This window comes from Blastococcus sp. SYSU DS0533, assembly GCF_054050775.1.
Map to the genome: position 1 here is coordinate 193,484 of NZ_JBJGZZ010000004.1, position 15,183 is coordinate 208,666.

Annotated in this window: 17 protein-coding genes; 7 read left to right on the forward strand and 10 right to left on the reverse strand. The window is 74.9% G+C overall.

The features are described from left to right. Window positions 1-27: 27 nt before the first annotated feature. Entirely contained in the window at window positions 28-1,581 is a 1,554-nt protein-coding gene (locus ACI79W_RS07415; protein WP_456561436.1) for an MFS transporter, read from the reverse strand. Between the two features lie 466 nt (window positions 1,582-2,047). On the opposite strand from ACI79W_RS07415, the gene ACI79W_RS07420 reads away from it, so the two are divergent. Further along, window positions 2,048-3,667, forward strand: a complete 1,620-nt coding sequence (locus ACI79W_RS07420; protein ID WP_456561437.1) for a molybdopterin-dependent oxidoreductase — start codon at window positions 2,048-2,050, stop codon at window positions 3,665-3,667. Between the two features lie 576 nt (window positions 3,668-4,243). Here ACI79W_RS07420 and ACI79W_RS07425 read toward each other — a convergent pair. Continuing rightward, the gene (locus tag ACI79W_RS07425; protein WP_456561438.1) at window positions 4,244-4,849 is read right to left on the reverse strand and encodes a TetR/AcrR family transcriptional regulator; all 606 of its coding nucleotides are present in this window, start codon (window positions 4,847-4,849) and stop codon (window positions 4,244-4,246) included. A 93-nt stretch (window positions 4,850-4,942) separates the two neighbouring features. Here ACI79W_RS07425 and ACI79W_RS07430 point away from each other — a divergent pair, with 93 nt between their 5' ends. The 3 genes from ACI79W_RS07430 (at window position 4,943) to ACI79W_RS07440 (ending at window position 7,312) form a co-directional block, all read left to right on the forward strand. After that, window positions 4,943-5,497, forward strand: a complete 555-nt coding sequence (locus ACI79W_RS07430) for a DoxX family protein (protein ID WP_456561439.1) — start codon at window positions 4,943-4,945, stop codon at window positions 5,495-5,497. A 145-nt stretch (window positions 5,498-5,642) separates the two neighbouring features. After that, entirely contained in the window at window positions 5,643-7,037 is a 1,395-nt protein-coding gene (locus ACI79W_RS07435) for an alpha/beta fold hydrolase (protein ID WP_456561440.1), read from the forward strand. A gap of 83 nt (window positions 7,038-7,120) precedes the next feature. Beyond that, window positions 7,121-7,312 carry a hypothetical protein gene (locus tag ACI79W_RS07440; RefSeq protein WP_456561441.1) on the forward strand — a complete coding sequence of 64 codons (192 nt, stop codon included), beginning with the start codon at window positions 7,121-7,123 and terminating at the stop codon, window positions 7,310-7,312. Here the strand turns inward: ACI79W_RS07440 and ACI79W_RS07445 are convergent. Continuing rightward, a complete protein-coding gene (locus ACI79W_RS07445) occupies window positions 7,290-7,607 on the reverse strand; it encodes a type II toxin-antitoxin system PemK/MazF family toxin (RefSeq protein WP_456561442.1) in 318 nt (105 codons plus the stop codon). The genes ACI79W_RS07440 and ACI79W_RS07445 overlap by 23 nt on opposite strands. Beyond that, the gene (locus tag ACI79W_RS07450; protein ID WP_456561443.1) at window positions 7,604-7,804 is read right to left on the reverse strand and encodes a hypothetical protein; all 201 of its coding nucleotides are present in this window, start codon (window positions 7,802-7,804) and stop codon (window positions 7,604-7,606) included. The genes ACI79W_RS07445 and ACI79W_RS07450 overlap by 4 nt, the downstream gene beginning before the upstream one ends. 207 nt (window positions 7,805-8,011) lie before the next feature. Between ACI79W_RS07450 and ACI79W_RS07455 the strand changes: the two genes are divergently transcribed. Beyond that, window positions 8,012-8,560, forward strand: coding sequence for an HhH-GPD-type base excision DNA repair protein (locus ACI79W_RS07455; RefSeq protein ID WP_456561444.1), 549 nt, complete (start codon window positions 8,012-8,014; stop codon window positions 8,558-8,560). A gap of 98 nt (window positions 8,561-8,658) precedes the next feature. Next, window positions 8,659-9,003 carry a DUF3099 domain-containing protein gene (locus tag ACI79W_RS07460; RefSeq protein WP_456561445.1) on the forward strand — a complete coding sequence of 115 codons (345 nt, stop codon included), beginning with the start codon at window positions 8,659-8,661 and terminating at the stop codon, window positions 9,001-9,003. Here ACI79W_RS07460 and ACI79W_RS07465 read toward each other — a convergent pair. From ACI79W_RS07465 to ACI79W_RS07490, 6 genes are all read right to left on the reverse strand, one after another. After that, complete coding sequence (locus tag ACI79W_RS07465; protein ID WP_456561446.1) at window positions 8,990-9,817, reverse strand: ABC transporter ATP-binding protein; 828 nt, start codon at window positions 9,815-9,817, stop codon at window positions 8,990-8,992. The two genes, ACI79W_RS07460 and ACI79W_RS07465, sit on opposite strands and share 14 nt — an antisense overlap. Continuing rightward, window positions 9,814-10,863: a FecCD family ABC transporter permease gene (locus tag ACI79W_RS07470; RefSeq protein ID WP_456561447.1), complete on the reverse strand. Its 1,050-nt coding sequence runs from the start codon at window positions 10,861-10,863 to the stop codon at window positions 9,814-9,816. Before ACI79W_RS07470 ends, ACI79W_RS07465 begins: the two co-directional genes overlap by 4 nt. Beyond that, window positions 10,860-11,903, reverse strand: coding sequence for a FecCD family ABC transporter permease (locus tag ACI79W_RS07475; RefSeq protein ID WP_456561448.1), 1,044 nt, complete (start codon window positions 11,901-11,903; stop codon window positions 10,860-10,862). The genes ACI79W_RS07470 and ACI79W_RS07475 overlap by 4 nt, the downstream gene beginning before the upstream one ends. Next, window positions 11,900-12,922: an iron-siderophore ABC transporter substrate-binding protein gene (locus tag ACI79W_RS07480; protein WP_456561449.1), complete on the reverse strand. Its 1,023-nt coding sequence runs from the start codon at window positions 12,920-12,922 to the stop codon at window positions 11,900-11,902. The genes ACI79W_RS07475 and ACI79W_RS07480 overlap by 4 nt, the downstream gene beginning before the upstream one ends. 121 nt (window positions 12,923-13,043) lie before the next feature. Continuing rightward, the gene (locus ACI79W_RS07485) at window positions 13,044-13,922 is read right to left on the reverse strand and encodes a carbohydrate kinase family protein (RefSeq protein WP_456561450.1); all 879 of its coding nucleotides are present in this window, start codon (window positions 13,920-13,922) and stop codon (window positions 13,044-13,046) included. Window positions 13,923-13,930: 8 nt separating this feature from the next. Beyond that, complete coding sequence (locus tag ACI79W_RS07490) at window positions 13,931-14,860, reverse strand: pseudouridine-5'-phosphate glycosidase (RefSeq protein WP_456561451.1); 930 nt, start codon at window positions 14,858-14,860, stop codon at window positions 13,931-13,933. A gap of 91 nt (window positions 14,861-14,951) precedes the next feature. Here ACI79W_RS07490 and ACI79W_RS07495 point away from each other — a divergent pair, with 91 nt between their 5' ends. Beyond that, on the forward strand, window positions 14,952-15,182 hold the full coding sequence (locus ACI79W_RS07495; RefSeq protein WP_236825046.1) for a DUF3039 domain-containing protein: 231 nt from the start codon (window positions 14,952-14,954) through the stop codon (window positions 15,180-15,182). Window position 15,183: the final 1 nt, after the last annotated feature.

Here is a 15,183-nt window from a genome sequence, read left to right on the forward strand (position 1 = left end):
GATCGCCTGGATCTGCGCGGGTGGGCGTCAGTGCCCGTGCCCGTGGCCGGCGGTGCCGGCGGGGGGCTTGCCGCCGGGAACGGCGAGCGCGGTGAGCACGAACAGCGCGGCGAGGATGCCGGCGGTGGCGGCGAACGCTCGGCCGTAGCCGTCGATGAGCCCCGTCGAGGTGGCGAGGTCGCCGGCGACGGCGGTGAGCGCGGCGACGCCGAGGGCGGCGCCGATCTCGTGGCCGGTCATCATCAGCCCGGAGGCCAGACCGGAGCGCTCGGCCGGCACGTCGCTCATCGCCGCGACGGCGATGGCCACGAACATCGGGCCGACGCCGGCACCGACGAGCAGGAACCCGGGCAGCACGTCAGCGGCGTAGGAGGTGCCACCGGCGCTCGTGGCCAGCAGCAGCACCCCGGCGGCCATCACGACCAGCCCGCCGAGGACGAGGGTGCGGGCGCCGAGGTGGCCGATGACCTTCGACGCGGCGGCGGCGGCGAGGGTGATCGCGGTGGCCAGCGGCAGGAACTGCAGCCCGGCGACGACCGGCGAGGACCCCACGACGGCCTGCAGGTACAGCGAGCTCAGGAAGATGGCGCCGACCACCACACCGGTGACGCCGGCCATCACCGCCGAGGCGGACACCAGCGACCGCATCCGCCAGGTGGCCGGCGGGATCAGCGGGTCGGCGGCGCGTTGCTCGAGCCGGGCGAACGTCGTGAGCAGAGCGGCGGCGGCGGCCAGCGCCAGCCAGGTGCGGGGGGCGGCCCAGCCGGCCGAGCGGGTGGCCTCGATGCCGGACACCAGGGCCAGCAGCCCGCCGACCAGGGGGAGCGCGCCGCGAACGTCCAGGCGGCCCAGCGCGCCGGTCCTGGAGTCGCCGCGGGCCACGGCCCGCAGGGTGCCGAGCAGGACGGCGATGCCGATCGGCACGTTGATGAAGAACACCGCCCGCCAGCCGAGCGCGCCGGTCAGCGCCCCGCCGAAGAGCACACCGGCGGCGATGCCGAGGCTGCCGACGGTGCCCCACACCGCGAGCGCGGTCTGCCGCTGCTTGCCGGCGTAGGCGGTCATGATGATCGACAAGGCGGCCGGGGTGAGCAGTGCCGCACCGGCGCCCTGCGCCGCCCGGGCTCCGATGAGCGTGAGCGGGGTCTGCGCCAGTCCGCTGACCAGGGATGCGGCGGTGAACAGGGCGATGCCGGCGAGGAATGCGCGGCGCCGGTCGAGCAGATCGGCGATCCGGCCACCGAGCAGCAGCAGACCGCCGGACAGCAGCACGTAGGCGCTGATCGCCCACTGGTAGTCCGCGGCCGACAGGCGGAGGGACTCGCTGATGGACGGCAGGGCGACGTTCACCACCGACACGTCCAGGATGACCATGAACTGGGCGGCGATCATCAGCACGAACACCGTCCACGGCCGGCGCGGCTCGTCCGCGGCCGGTGGCGCGTGGCCCGGCGCGTGGTGGATGGGGTGGCCGTGGGCGTGCGCGGCGCCACCGCCGTGGACGGCGGGTCCACCGTGGCCGGAGGCGTGCGGGTGCTGGTGAGCGGGCGTCGCCGGTTCGATGGTGGGGTGGGCCGACATGGCTCCTCCTCCAGGTGGGGACCGTGGGTCTGGCCGCCACCGTCACCGTCGCCGAGATCGCTCACGCCGGGAGAACCGCCGGGATCGTGATCACCGACCTGTCCACGCGGGTCGGTACGGTCCCGTTCGTGCTGGTCGGGCGGGATGCTGAACGCGCGGCGATCGCTGCGCTGCTCGACGCTGCGCGCGCCGGGGCCGGCGGGTCGCCGGTGGGCCGCGGCGTGGCGGGGTCGGGGGGCCCGCACCCAGCTGGCCTTCGGCGAGCACCTGCGCACCCCCCGGCGCTGACACCCGGGCGCTGGCCGGCCGGCCCATCGCGGACGCCGCCGGGCCGCAGCAGAGCACCGGCCCGGCCCGGGGGATCCCGGCGGTTCTCCCGGCGTGACGCCGGCGGTCCGCTCCTAGCGTCGGCCTCGGCCCACCGAGCCGATGATCCGCGACCGACCGCGCACCCGAGGAGCCCTGGATGGCCCACCACCCCACCCCCGCTGCACGTCCCGCGCGGACCGGCCTGCTCGCCGGGCTGCTCGCCGCCGCGGCCGGTGAGATCACCGCTTCCGCCACGCGCCGTGGCCGCTCGCCGTCCTCCGGTCTGGCCCGCGGTCTGGTCGACGCTGCCCCGGCGATGCTGGTGGACGGCGGCGTCGCCCTCGTCGGCCGAGCCGACAAGCCGGGCCTGGCGGTGCTCGCGGCCGGTGCCAGCGGCATCGCCGCCGCCGCGGGTGGCACCCTGGCCGGGCGTCGCCCGCTGGTGGGCGTCGCCGTGGCCACCGCTCCGCACGCCCTGGGCGGCTACCTCGCGCTGCGCCGCGGAGACGCCTCGGTCCGGGACACCGCCGCCGCCGCGGCCGCCGGCATGCTCACCGCCGCGGCCGCAGCCGTGGTCGCCCCGCTGCCGGTGCCGCGACCGGCGGTGCTGGCCGCCGCCGCGGCGGCCACGGGCGCGGTCGTGGCCGCGGACCGTCGCGCACGTCGCCGTGGCACTGCCGCGCTGCGCGGCCAGGTGACGTTGCCGGCCGCCGTCCGGTCGCTGCCGCCGGTGCCTGCCGCCGACGCGGCACCGCGGCCGGGCCTCGCCCCGCTGCTGGCCGAACCCGGCCAACTGGTCGTCATCGACGTGACCGTCCCCGAGCCGCGCACCGACCTCGGCACCTGGCGACTGGAGGTGGACGGCGAGGTGGAGCGACCGCTGTCCCTCACCCTCCGCGAGCTGCTCGCCCTGCCGCTGGAGGAGCGCGATCTGCTGATGATCTGCGTGCACAACCCCGTCGGCGGCGACCGGATGGGCTGCGCCCGGTGGACCGGCATCGGCCTGGCTGACCTCCTCCCGCGGGCCGGCGTGACTGACGACGACGGCTGGCTGGTCGCCGAGGCCGTCGACGGCTACACCAACGTGCTACCGCTGGACACGGCCCGCCGGCACGGCTTCCTCGCGGTCGGCATGGCCGGGCAACCACTGCCCCGCGAGCACGGCAGCCCCGCCCGGCTGCTCGTCTCCGGACGGCACGGGCAGGACGGCAACCTCAAGTGGCTGCGGCGCCTCACCGTCACCGCGACACCTCCACCGTCCTACTGGGGCTCGCGCGGCTGGACCGACGGCACCTACCCGGTGCACCCGGCCTCCCGCATCGACGCCCCCGGCCCGCACGCCCACATCGAGCCCGACGAGGTCACGATCCGCGGGTACGCCTGGGCGCCGCCCGTCGGCGTCGACCGCGTGCAGCTGCAGATCGACGGCGGCCCGTGGACCGACGCCATACTCGGCGTCGACCTCGGCCCGGACGCCTGGCGGCCGTGGGCAGCCCGGTGGGCGGCCACGCCTGGTCCGCACCGGTTGCGCGTCCGGTGCCGCACGACCACCGGCCAGTGGCAGGAGGAGACGACCACGACCCCCTTTCCGCACGGCGTGCGCGGCCTCCACACCATCACCGTCCACGTCGGCGGAGGCCCCGCCGGTCCGGCCCTGCGCCGGCTGGTCGGCCGGGGCGTCACCCGGGCGGGCTGGGCAGCGCGGAGTGTCGCCGCCTGGCGTCATCCGGAGCTCAGCGGTCCCGTCGCCGCCCGGTCCGCCGACACAGCCACCTGACCACACGCACCGCTCCCACCCGCACCACTCACTCCGACCGTTCGGCACCGTCCGCAGGAGCGGTGCTCCGATCAGCGCTCCGTCCCTGACGTCGCAGGAACTCGTCATCGAGACGCTGCCCCTCGTCCGGGGGTGGGCGCGGCGGGACCGCTCTACGGCACCATCTCGGTGTGCCGGCTCTCCGCATCGCCCAGGACGACGCCGCCGACGAGCTGCTGAGTCGGGACCCGCTCCCGCTGCTGATCGCGATGCTGCTGGACCAGCACGTGCGTCGACGAAGCAGCTGACCGGGCCGGGGTGACTGACGCGTCGGTCCGGGTGGGCGGTCGACCTCCACGCCGGGGATCGAGGGGCCGCATCCGGGTCGGCGTCGAGGTCGCCGAGTCGGCGCGGCATCTTCCATCCTGCCGTCCTCCGTCATCGTCCCGCCGAGCGTCACGGTCGCCACGACGTCCTCTACGGCCGGCGGTCCGCGGCCGGTCGGGCGCGGGCGGCGAGCTGGGACATGACGACCTCCCGGCAGGCAGCAACGGCCGACCGGTCGCGCCGGGTGCGGAAGACGCGCCCGGGGTCTACTCAGTCCTCGACCTGGCCCACGCGCTGCCGGGGACCGTCGGTGAAGAGCACGGCCGCGACCTGCCGCGCGGCCGCAGCCGGGTCCGGCCCGAGCCCGGGGGGCAGGGCGCCGCTGTTCCACAAGCTGGCGAAGCCGTGCACCAGTGACCACGCGGCCAGCCCAGCTGTCCGGACAGCGTCTTCGTCGGCGTCCCGCACCTCCGTGCCGGCTCCGCCGTAGAGGGTGGCGGCCGCGCGGCCACGAGCGCGTACCACCACCTCGTCGGCGGCGTCGTAGAGGCCGGGGCGGTACATGACCTCGAAGTGAGCGGGGTGCTCCCTGGCGAACAGGACGTAGGCGACGCCTACTTCGAGGAAACTCCCGGTCCGCTCCCACACGTCGGCCAGCTGCTCGGCCAACAGGGTGTACCCCTCGGCCGCCAGTGCGGTCAGCAGCCCTCGCTTGTCGCCGAAGTGATGGGCGGGGGCAGCGTGGGAAACCCCGGCGCGCCGGGCCAGCTCGCGCAGGCTGACCCGCGCGACGTCGCTCTCGCCGACCATCCGGGCAGCCTGCCGCAGCAGCTCACGGCGCAGATCGCCGTGGTGGTACGGGCGCGGCTCGGTCACGGCCTCACCCTAAGCGTGCGACAACTTGACGTTGACAAGCTCGCGGGATCGCGACAGTCTTTCCAATGTCAAGATACTCTGGAGGTGGGTCTGGTGGCTTCTCTGTACGTCCTGCTGGGCGCTACCGCCGGGCTGCTCGTCCTGGACGCGATGACCGGGCGTTCGCTGGCGGTGAGCTGGCCAACGGCACTGCGCCGAGGTCTGGCCGCCATGTTCGTGCTGACCGGTGCTTCACACTTCGTCGGCCTGCGGGAGGACCTGATCGAGATGGTCCCCCCGGCGCTGCCGGCCCCGGACCTGCTGGTGACACTCACCGGAGTGCTCGAACTGGTCGGCGCGGCCGGACTGCTGTGGCGACCCTTCGCTGCCTGGTCCGCCGCCGGACTGGCCGCACTGCTGGTGGCGATGTTCCCCGCCAACGTCTATGCGGCGGTGTCCGACGTGCAGATCGCCGGCGAGCCGGCCACCGCGTTGCCGCTGCGCACCGGCATGCAGGTGCTGTACGTCGTCGCGGCTGGAGCAGTCTGGGCCACCCACCGCCGGCGAGACGCGGCTGTGCGGGCCGGGAGGTCGTGGCACCCGCCCGAGGAGGTGACGCGCGAGGCGGGGGCACGGCAGGAGGGTCGCCGAGCCCCCGAGAGGCTCTGAGCGGCGCACCACACCGGCCGCCGTTTCCGTGAGTGCCGAGCGTTCACTCGGCGACAGGAGTAGGAGGACCACCGTGCACCTCGACGGGCGATTCCGGTGGCGGGGTCGGACGGTTGCGTGGACCCGAACGGGGGCCGGCCCGGCCGTGGTCTTCTGCCACGGGACGCCGTGGTCGTCCGCGCTGTGGGCGCCCTTCGCCGAGACCTTGAGCGGGCACTTCACCGTGTATCTGTGGGACATGCCCGGATACGGGCTCTCCTCGAAGGACCCGGCCCACGCCGTGGGTCTGGCGACCCAGGCGGAGTTGTTCGCCGCCCTCCTCGCGGAGTGGGACCTCCGGGAGCCGCACGTGGTGGCGCACGACTTCGGTGGCGCAGTGGCGCTCGGTGCCCACCTGCTCCGCGGCCGCCGGTACGCCTCGCTGTTCCTGGTGGACGTCGTCGCGCTCGGCCCCTGGGGATCGCCCTTCTTCTCCCTGGTCCGGGAGAACGCGGAGGTGTTCTCCCGGCTACCCCCGGTCGTGCACGAGGGAGCGCTGCGCGCGTACATCCAGAGCGCCAGCCACCGCGGCGTGTCCGAGGACCGGCTCAGCGAACTCGCTGCGCCGTGGCTGACGAGCGACGGCCGGCCCGCCTTCTACCGGCAGATCGCGCAGGCCGACGAGCGGTTCACCGACGAGCTCCGCCCGCTGCTGGCGCACGTCGGGGCCCCGGTGCACATCGTCTGGGGCACCGAGGACGGCTGGATCCCCGTTGACCGGGCGGTGGCGCTGCACCGTGCGATCCCCGGCTCGACGTTGCGGCTCGTCGACGGCGCGGGTCACCTCGTCCACCTCGACCAACCGGTGGCTCTGGCCGACGAGCTCCGGGGGTGGCTGGACGCTCGTGTCGTGGCCCCCGACCGGCGCGTGCTGCGCAGCGACGGACGGCGCCCCCGGTCATCGCCGGCCGGTGCACCGGTCCTGCGGCGGGGATCGCACGAGGAACCCCGATCGTCCGTGGCCGCATCCCGTGTTCACGATGGCCCGGTGATCGTGCGTCGTGAGCTGCCCCGGGACCGTGAGGCGGTGCGCGCCGTCCATGCTGCGGCCTTCGCCCGGCCCGGCGGTGGCGTCCCGGGAGAGGCACACCTCGTGGATGCCCTCCGCGAGGACGGGGCTGTCGTTCCCGGCCTTTCACTGGTCGCCGAGCTCGCAGGCGAGGTGGTCGGCCACGTGCTCTGCAGCAGAGGAGACGTCGAGGGCCGCCCTGCCGTGGGCCTCGGGCCACTGGGCGTCCTGCCCACCCACCAGCGACGCGGCGTCGGACAGGCCCTCATGCACGGGGTGCTCGCCGCCGCGGACGCGCTCGGCGAGCCCTGTGTGGCCCTGCTGGGTGACGCCGGCTACTACGCGCGCTTCGGGTTCCTGCCGGCCCACCAGGTGGGCGTCCGTCCTCCCGACCCGGCATGGGGCGTGCACTTCCAGGTCCGCCGGCTGACCGCCTGGACCGACGACATCGCGGGCGAGTTCCACTACGCCCCCGCCTTCGACCGCCTGTGACGCCGTGGAGGCTCCTGGCGTGCCGGGCTGTGGCCTCCGCGGCGGGTGATCGCGGCCGGACCGCCGTGGGGCACCATCTCGTCGTGCCCGTGCTCCGCATCGCCCAGGACGACGCCGCCGACGAACTGCTCGATCGCGAGCCGCTCGCGCTGCTGATCGGGATGCTGCTGGACCAGCACATGCGTCGTCCAAGCAGCGGAGCCGGCCTCCGCGTCGGCGCCCGTGCGGGTCAGGGCCCGGCAGCAGTGCCGGTCAGAGGCCGAGATAGCGGGTGACGGCTGCCTCGACCTCCTCCAGCTCGTCGCGGTGGAGGAAGTAGGCGGGCTCCCCGTCGATGAACCGAACGTCGATGCTGCGCAGCTGGTCGACGAGGAACCGGGTCGGGACGCCGCCCAGCTCGATCTCGGGCCGGAAGACAGCTGGTTGCGCCCGGGTCGACGTCGGGACGATCGTGGCGATGCTCCAGGTCATGTCCGTGGGGCTGAGGACCAGGCCGTAGCGCCGGCCGCGTGGCTCGTGCCCGCGTCGCGCCTCGCCGAGGTCGACCCGGTAGACGGCGCCGCGGATCACCAGTCGTCGGTCTCGACGGACAGGTCCTCGTCGGCCAGCCGCTCGGCGTCGGCCCGCGCTCGCGCGAGCCACGCCTCGCGATCCAGAAGGCGCAGTGCGCGACGGATGACGTCGGCGGTGCGCTCGTCGTCCCGCATCGCCTCGCGGATGATCCGCTCGTCGTCCTCCGTCGGACGAAACCCGATGGTCCTGTTCACGTCTCGATGTTAGACATCTGTATAACAGCCGTGCAACAGGCGTCCAGCTGAGGGGTGCACGCCGGGCCCGGGGCCGTCGAGCCGGCGGCCGGGCCGGTCGCCGCAGGTGAGAGCCCTGCTGGCGGGTGATTGCATCCCGATCTCACTGCGGCACCATCTCCGTCGGCCGACCCTCCGCATGGCCCAGGACCCCGCGGCGACGAGTTGGTGAGCCGCGACCCGCTCGCGCTGCTGATGGGGATGCTGCTGGACCAGCAGTTCCCGATGGAGCGCGCTTTCGCGGCCCCACGGCTGCTGGCCGACCGGCTCGGCATCGACACCCTCTCGGCCGAGCAACTGGCGGCGATGGATCCCGAGGAGTTGGTGCGGGTCTTCCAGGGGCCGCCGGCCTTGCACCGCTACCCGGGGTCGATGGCCGGCCGGGCCCAGGAGGTGTGCCGGGCGCTCGTCGAGCGGTACGACGGCCGGGTCGAGGGGCTGTGGGCCGACGGCTGCGACGGCGCGGCGTTGCTGAAGCGGCTCAACGGGCTGCCCGGCTTCGGCGCCCAGAAGTCGAGGATCTTCCTCGCCCTCCTCGGCAAGCAGTACGGCGTCACCCCGCCCGGCTGGCGGGAGGCGGCCGGGGACTACGGCACCGACGGTTCCCGGCGCTCGGTCGCCGACATCACCGGTCCGGAGTCGCTGGCCGAGGTGCGGGCGTTCAAGCAGGAGCAGAAGCAGGCGGCGAAGGCGGCGAAGGCGGCGACGACCGGCTGACCGGGGCGCCTGCATCCGGCCCCGGCCGGTGGCACCATGGGGGTGGTCCGGAAGCCGGCGGGGTCGAATCCCGCGGACACCGGCCAGCGGAGGGAAGGGTGCCCGTGGCCTCGAGCCAGCAGTCCCCGCGAGCGCGCAAGCCGGAGCCGGTGCTCATCACCGAGGCCGCGCCGAGCCTGGCCGACCAGCAGGCCGCGCGGAAGCGGCGGTACGCCATCACGATGGCGATCCGTGGCCTGGCGCTGGTGCTGGCCGCCGTCTTCTACAAGGTCGTCTGGCTGATGATCATCCTGGCCATCCTCGGCACGGTGCTGCCGTGGATCGCCGTCGTCATGGCCAACGACCGCCCGCCCAAGCCCAGGACGCGCCTGCGAGGCGTGGACGTGCGGCCCGACCGGGTGCTGGAGAACCCCGCCCGGTCGGGGCGGGTCATCGAGGGCTGAGCGCCCCGGCTGTCGCCTGCACGTGGTGGCGCCCGATCGGCAGGACGAGCGGCCGGCCGGACGTGGGGTCGACGACGACCCGGCTATCGAGCCCGAAGACCGTGCGCACGCACTCCTCGGTCAGCACCTCGGCGGGGTCCCCGGCGGCGTGCAGGCGCCCGGCCGCCAGGGCGACGAGGTGGTCGGCGTAGCGCGCGGCCATGTTGAGGTCGTGCAGGACCATGACGACGGTCGTGCCGCGGGCCCGGTTGAGGTCGGTCAGCAGGTCGAGCACCTCGATCTGGTGGCTGACGTCGAGGAACGTCGTCGGTTCGTCGAGCAGCAGGACGTCGGTCTCCTGGGCGAGCGCCATGGCGATCCAGACCCGCTGGCGCTGGCCGCCGGAGAGCTCGTCGACGGCGCGGTCGGCGAGGTCGGTCGTCTGCGTGGCCTCGAGCGCGGCCGCCACCGCCGCGTCGTCCTCGGTGCGCCACCGGGTGAAGACCCCCTGGTGCGGGTGCCGGCCGCGGCCGACGAGGTCGGCGACCGTGATCCCCTCCGGTGCGATGGGGGACTGGGGGAGCAGGCCGAGCGTGCGCGCCAGCTCCTTGGCCGGCAACCGGTGCACCGCCTTGCCGTCCAGCAGCACCCGGCCGGCCCGGGGCGCCAGCAGCCGTGACATCGACCGCAGCAGGGTGGACTTGCCGCAGGCGTTGGCGCCCACGATCGCGGTGATCCGGCCCGGCGGGACGACGAGGTCGAGTCCCTCGATCACCGTGCGCTCGCCGTAGCCGACGGCCAGCTGCTCGGCGGCGAGGGTGTGGGTGGCGGTCACAGCGAGCCTCCGGCGCGGTTGGTGCGGACGATGAGGTGGATCAGGTACGGCGCCCCGAGGACCCCGGTGACGACGCCCACCGGGTACCGGGTGCCGAGGGCGAACTGGCCCACGAGATCCGCGACGAGGACCAGCAGCGCACCGACCAGCGCGGCCGGCAGGAGCAGCGACCCGTTGCGCCCGACCACCCGCGCCGCGATGGGGCCCGCCAGGAACGAGACGAACGCGATCGGTCCGCAGGCCGCCGTCGCGAAGGCGATGAGACCCACCGCCGCCAGGATGGCGACGATGCGGGTGCGTTCGACGCGGATGCCGAGCGCGGAGGCCGTGTCGTCGCCCAGTTGCATGGCGCCGAGCGGCCGGGCCTGCGCGAGCAGGACCGGACCCAGCAGCAGCAGGGCGACCAGGGCGACCAGGGTCGCCTCCCAGGTGCTGCCGTTGAGGCTGCCGGTCAGCCAGCGCAGCGCCTCGGCGAAGTCCCAGGCCCCGGCCTGGTCGAGGACGTAGGCGATGGAGCTCCGCGACATGGCGGCGATGCCGATCCCGATGAGGATCAGCCGGGTGCCGACGACGCCGTCCTTGAACGCCAGGAGGTACATCAGCAGCGCCACCAGCAGGGCAGCGGCGATCGCGGTGACGGAGACGGCCGTCCCGCTCCAGCCGAGGACGACGATCGCGAAGGCCGCCGCGGCGCTCGCCCCGCCGCTGATGCCGATGACGTCCGGGCTGGCCAGCGGGTTGCGCAGCATCGTCTGGAAGGTCACGCCCGCCAGGCCGAAGCTGAGGCCAGCCACGACGGCGAGCACCGCGCGGGGCAGCCGGAGGCGACCGACCGTGAACGTCGCGCCGGCGACGTCCTGCCCCAGCGCCACGCGCAGCACGTCGCCGGGTGGGTAGAACGTCCGCCCGACCATCAGCGTCAGGGCGAAGGTGGCCGCGACGAGCGCCGCGAGCACCACGACGACCAGGCGCCGGCGGGCGGCGCGGCGGAGCCGCTGGTGGGCGACGGCCTCGACCGTCGACGGCGCGGGGACGACGGCGGTCACAGCTCCCGGACCTTCTGCCGGCGGACGACCCAGATGAAGAACGGCGCACCGACCAGGGCGGTGAGGACGCCGACGTCGATCTCGGCCGGCCGGACCACGATGCGCCCGAGCACGTCGGTGGCGGTGAGCAGGCAGGCGCCGGCGAGGGCCGAGAACGGCAGCAGCCAGCGGTGGTCGACCCCAATGAGCAGCCGGCACAGGTGGGGGACGACGAGCCCGACGAAGCCGATCGGGCCGGCGACCGCCGTGGCGGCGCCGCACAGCAGCACCGAGCCGAGCGCCGCGACCCCCCGGGCGAGGGCCACCCGTTCGCCGAGGCCGGCGGCGAGCTCGTCACCCAGGGCCAGGGAGTTCAGGCTGCGGGCGGAGAGCAGGCTGATCGCCAGGCCCACCACCAGGAACGGCAGCACCGTCGCGATGCCGGTGTACGTGGCGCCGCCGACGCCGCCGATCTCCCACGACTGCACGCTCTCGGCGATGTCACCACGCGGCAGGGCCACCGCGGTGACGAACGAGGTGAGCGCCGCGGCCGTGGCCGCACCGGCGAGCGCGAGCTTCAGCGGGGTGGGGCCACCGCGCCCGAGGGAGCCGACCGCGTAGACGAACGCGGCCGCGAGCGCGGCACCGGCGATCGCGGTCCAGACGATGCTCGTGGCGGAGAAGAGGCCGAACCACGCGATCCCGGCGACGACGGCCAGGGACGCCCCCATGTTGATCCCCAGGACCCCCGGATCGGCGAGCGGGTTGCGCGTGACGCCCTGCATCACCGCGCCCGAGAGCCCGAGGGCCGCCCCCACGGCGACGGCGAGGAGGGTGCGGGGGATGCGCTTGGTGACGGCGGCCTGGCCGATGTTCTCGGTGGACCCGCCGAGTGCCGCGACGATGTCGGACCAGCCCACGTCCCGCGAACCGACGGCGACCGAGGCGGCCATCAGGGCGACCAGCACCCCCAGGACGACGAGCAGCCAGAGGACGCGCACCGACCCCGGGCGCTGCGCGAGGGCGGCGTCCGGGGCCGGAGCGGGCGGTGCAGCGGTCACTGCCCCTTGTCAGCTGCCTCGGCGAGCATCGCGACGTAGTCCTCGAGCACCCAGGAGATCGCCAGCGGCGTCGGGTTGGCGGCGGTGCCCAGGGGCGTGTTGGGCAGCAGCACGAGCGCCCCGTTCCGGACGGCCGGGATCTGGGAGAGCAGCGGGTCGGCGTTCAGCGCGTCCACCAGCTCCTGGTCGCCGTAGGTGACGATGACGTCGACGTCGGAGAACGCGTCGACCTGCTCGGCGCTCACCGTGCCCGAGAACTGCTCCGGGTCGGTCGCCGCCTGCTGGACGCTGGGCGGGGTGGTGAGACCCAGGTCCTCGAAGAACGCCGCCCGGGTGTCGAACGGCGTGTAGAAGCTGACCTCGCTCAGGTCGGTGGTGTCCACGTGGGTCATGAACATCGCTGAGGTGCCCGCGAGCTGCGGGTGCTCGCCGACGGCGTCGGCGATCTCCTGCTCGATGCTCGCGACCAGCTCCTCGCCCTCCTCGGCCATGCCCATGCCGGCGGCGTTGACCTCGATGACCTCGCGCCACGGGGTCGCCCACGGCGCCTCGGGATAGGCCACGACGGGGGCGATCTCGCTGAGGGTGTCGTAGTCCTCCTGGGTCAGCCCGGAGTAGGCGGCCAGGATGACGTCGGGGTCGGTGTCGGCGACGGCCTCGAAGTCGATGCCGTCGGTCTCGTCGAAGAGCACCGGGGGCTCGGCGTCGAGCTCCTCCAGCCGCTCCTCGACCCAGGGCAGCAGGCCGTTGCCGTCGTCGTCACCGAAGTTGGCGGCGGCCATGCCTACCGGGACGACGCCGAGCGCCAGCGGCACCTCGTGGTTGGCCCAGTTGACCGTGGCGATGCGCTCCGGCCGCGACTCCAGGGTGGTCGTCCCGAGGGCGTGCTCGATGGTGACCGGGGTTCGGTCCGCCGAGCTCTCCGGCTGGTCGTCCGATGCCGAGGCCGAGCAGGCGGCGAGCCCGGTGGTGAGGAGCGCTGCCGCGAAGAGCGCGACCAGACGTGAGGGGCGGTGCATGGTGTCCTTCCGGTCGGCGAGGGGAATCGGGCAAGGTGAGGCTTGCCTAACCTAGGCGGAGATCGACTCCCGGTAGGTCACGATCGGGTAACGCCCGGGCCGGCAGCACACGGCTACCCGGTCAGCGGGCTCCCGGGCGGCGGACGACCTCGGCCGCGCAGGCCAGCCCCGCGTCCAGCACCTCGGCGGGGGAGGGGTGCGGGGCACCCAGCCAGGCGGCGAGCAGGCCGGCGGCGAAGGCGTCCCCGGCCCCGGTCGTGTCCACGACCGTCGTCGGCCGGGCGGGGCGGTGCACGAGCTCGTCGCCCGCGGCCCAGAGCGCACCCTCGGCCCCGAGGGTCACCACGGCGACGGGGTGGCGGGCGGCCAGGGCCCGGGCCGCCTCGGTGACGTCCGCGCACCCGGTCAGGAGCCGGGCCTCGTCGGCGTTGGGCAGCACGAGGGTCGCGGCGGCCGTGTCCGCCAGCCACCGGTCCACCCCGTAGCCGCGCAGCGGCCCGGTCGAGGCCGGGTCCACCGAGACGGTGCAGCCCGCGCCCGCGGCTGCGCGCAGCGCCGCCAGCCCGGCGTCGCGCGGTCCCGGGTCCAGCAGGGTGTAGCCCGACAGGTGCAGGTGGCCGCCCGGCGCGGGGGTGGGGACGTCGGCGGGGCGCAGCGCCAGGTTCGCGCCCCGGTCGGCGAGCATGCTGCGCTGCCCGTCGGGTTCGACCAGGCTCACGATGGTGCCGGTCGCCGCGCCCGGGACGGTCCGCACCCGCAGCTCGACCCCGGCCGCCGCCAGCTCGGCGGTCAGCCCGGCTCCGGCGGCGTCGTCCCCGGTGCAGCCGGCCAGCACCACGGGGGTGCCCAGCCGCGCGAGGTGGGCGGCCACGTTGGCCCCCGCGCCGCCGCCGCGGCTGACGATGCGCGCCGGGCGGTCGGAGCCGGGAGCCGGCTCCCCGGAGAGCACCGCGACGACGTCGGTGGCGACGTCGCCGACCACGACGACGGCGGGCGCCACGGCCGCGCTCAGGCCGGGCGGGCGGCCAGCGCCGCGGCGATCCGGCCGGCGAGCTCGGCGTTGCGCAGCACCAGGCGGACGTTCACCTCGAGCGTCGCGCCCCCGCTGGCCCGGTGCAGGTGGTCCAGCACGAAGGGGGTGACGTCCTTGCCGCGCACCCCGGCCGTCTCGGCTGCGGCCAGGGCGTCGGCGATGACCCGGTCGTGCAGGTCCCGGTCCAGCTGCTGGTCGGCCGGCAGCGGGTTGGCGACCACCACCGCTCCCGGCGCCAGCCCGCGGCGGGCGGCGAAGACCGCCGCGGCCTGCTCGGGGTCCGCGACCGACCAGTCCACCGTGGAGCCGGAGTCGGCGACGTAGAAGCCGGGGAACGTGGTGGTCCCGTAGCCGACCACGGTCACCGACAGGGACTCGAGCCGCTCCAGCGTCGCAGGGACGTCGAGGATCGACTTCACCCCCGCGCAGACCACCACCAGCGAGGTGCGGGACAGCGCGGTCAGGTCGGCGGACTCGTCGAAGGTCTCGACCGACTGGCGGTGGACCCCGCCCAGGCCGCCCGTGGCGAAGACAGGCACCCCGGCCGCCTCGGCCAGCAGCGCGGTGCTGGACACGGTCGTCGCACCGCTCATCCCGAGCGCGGCGGCCACCGGCAGGTCGCGGACCCCGAGCTTGGCCAGGTCCGGGTCCGCGCAGACGCGGTCGACCTGCTCGGCGGTCAGCCCGACGTGCGGGGTGCCGTCGAGGACGGCGATGGTGGCCGGGACGGCGCCGCCGGCCCGCACCGCGGCCTCGACGTCGTCGGCGGCCGCCCGGTTGTCGGGCCGCGGGAGGCCGTGGGCGAGCAGCGTGCTCTCCAGGGCGACGACGGGCCGGCCCGCGGCCAGGGCGTCGGCGACCGCGGGGGACAGGACCGGGCGGGGAGCGGTGATCGGCAGCGGCACCCTGTCATCATGGTTGCCGGGTGCGCCGAGCCCCGCGGCGACCCCGGCCGCGCGGCCGCCGCACGACCGCACCGTCGAGCAGGGAGCCCGCATGAGCAGCAGCGACATCCTCGAGCGGCCGGACGTCCGCGACTCCGACACCGGCAACGCCAACGAGGTCTTCCACTACGTGAAGAAGAACAAGATCGCCGAGAGCGCCGTCATGGGCACCCTCGTCGAGGCGCTGTGCGGTGAGGTCTTCCCCGTGACCAAGAGCCCGAAGCCCGGCAGCCCGGTGTGCCCGGCCTGCAAGGAGGTCTACGAGCAGCTCCGCAAGGACTGAA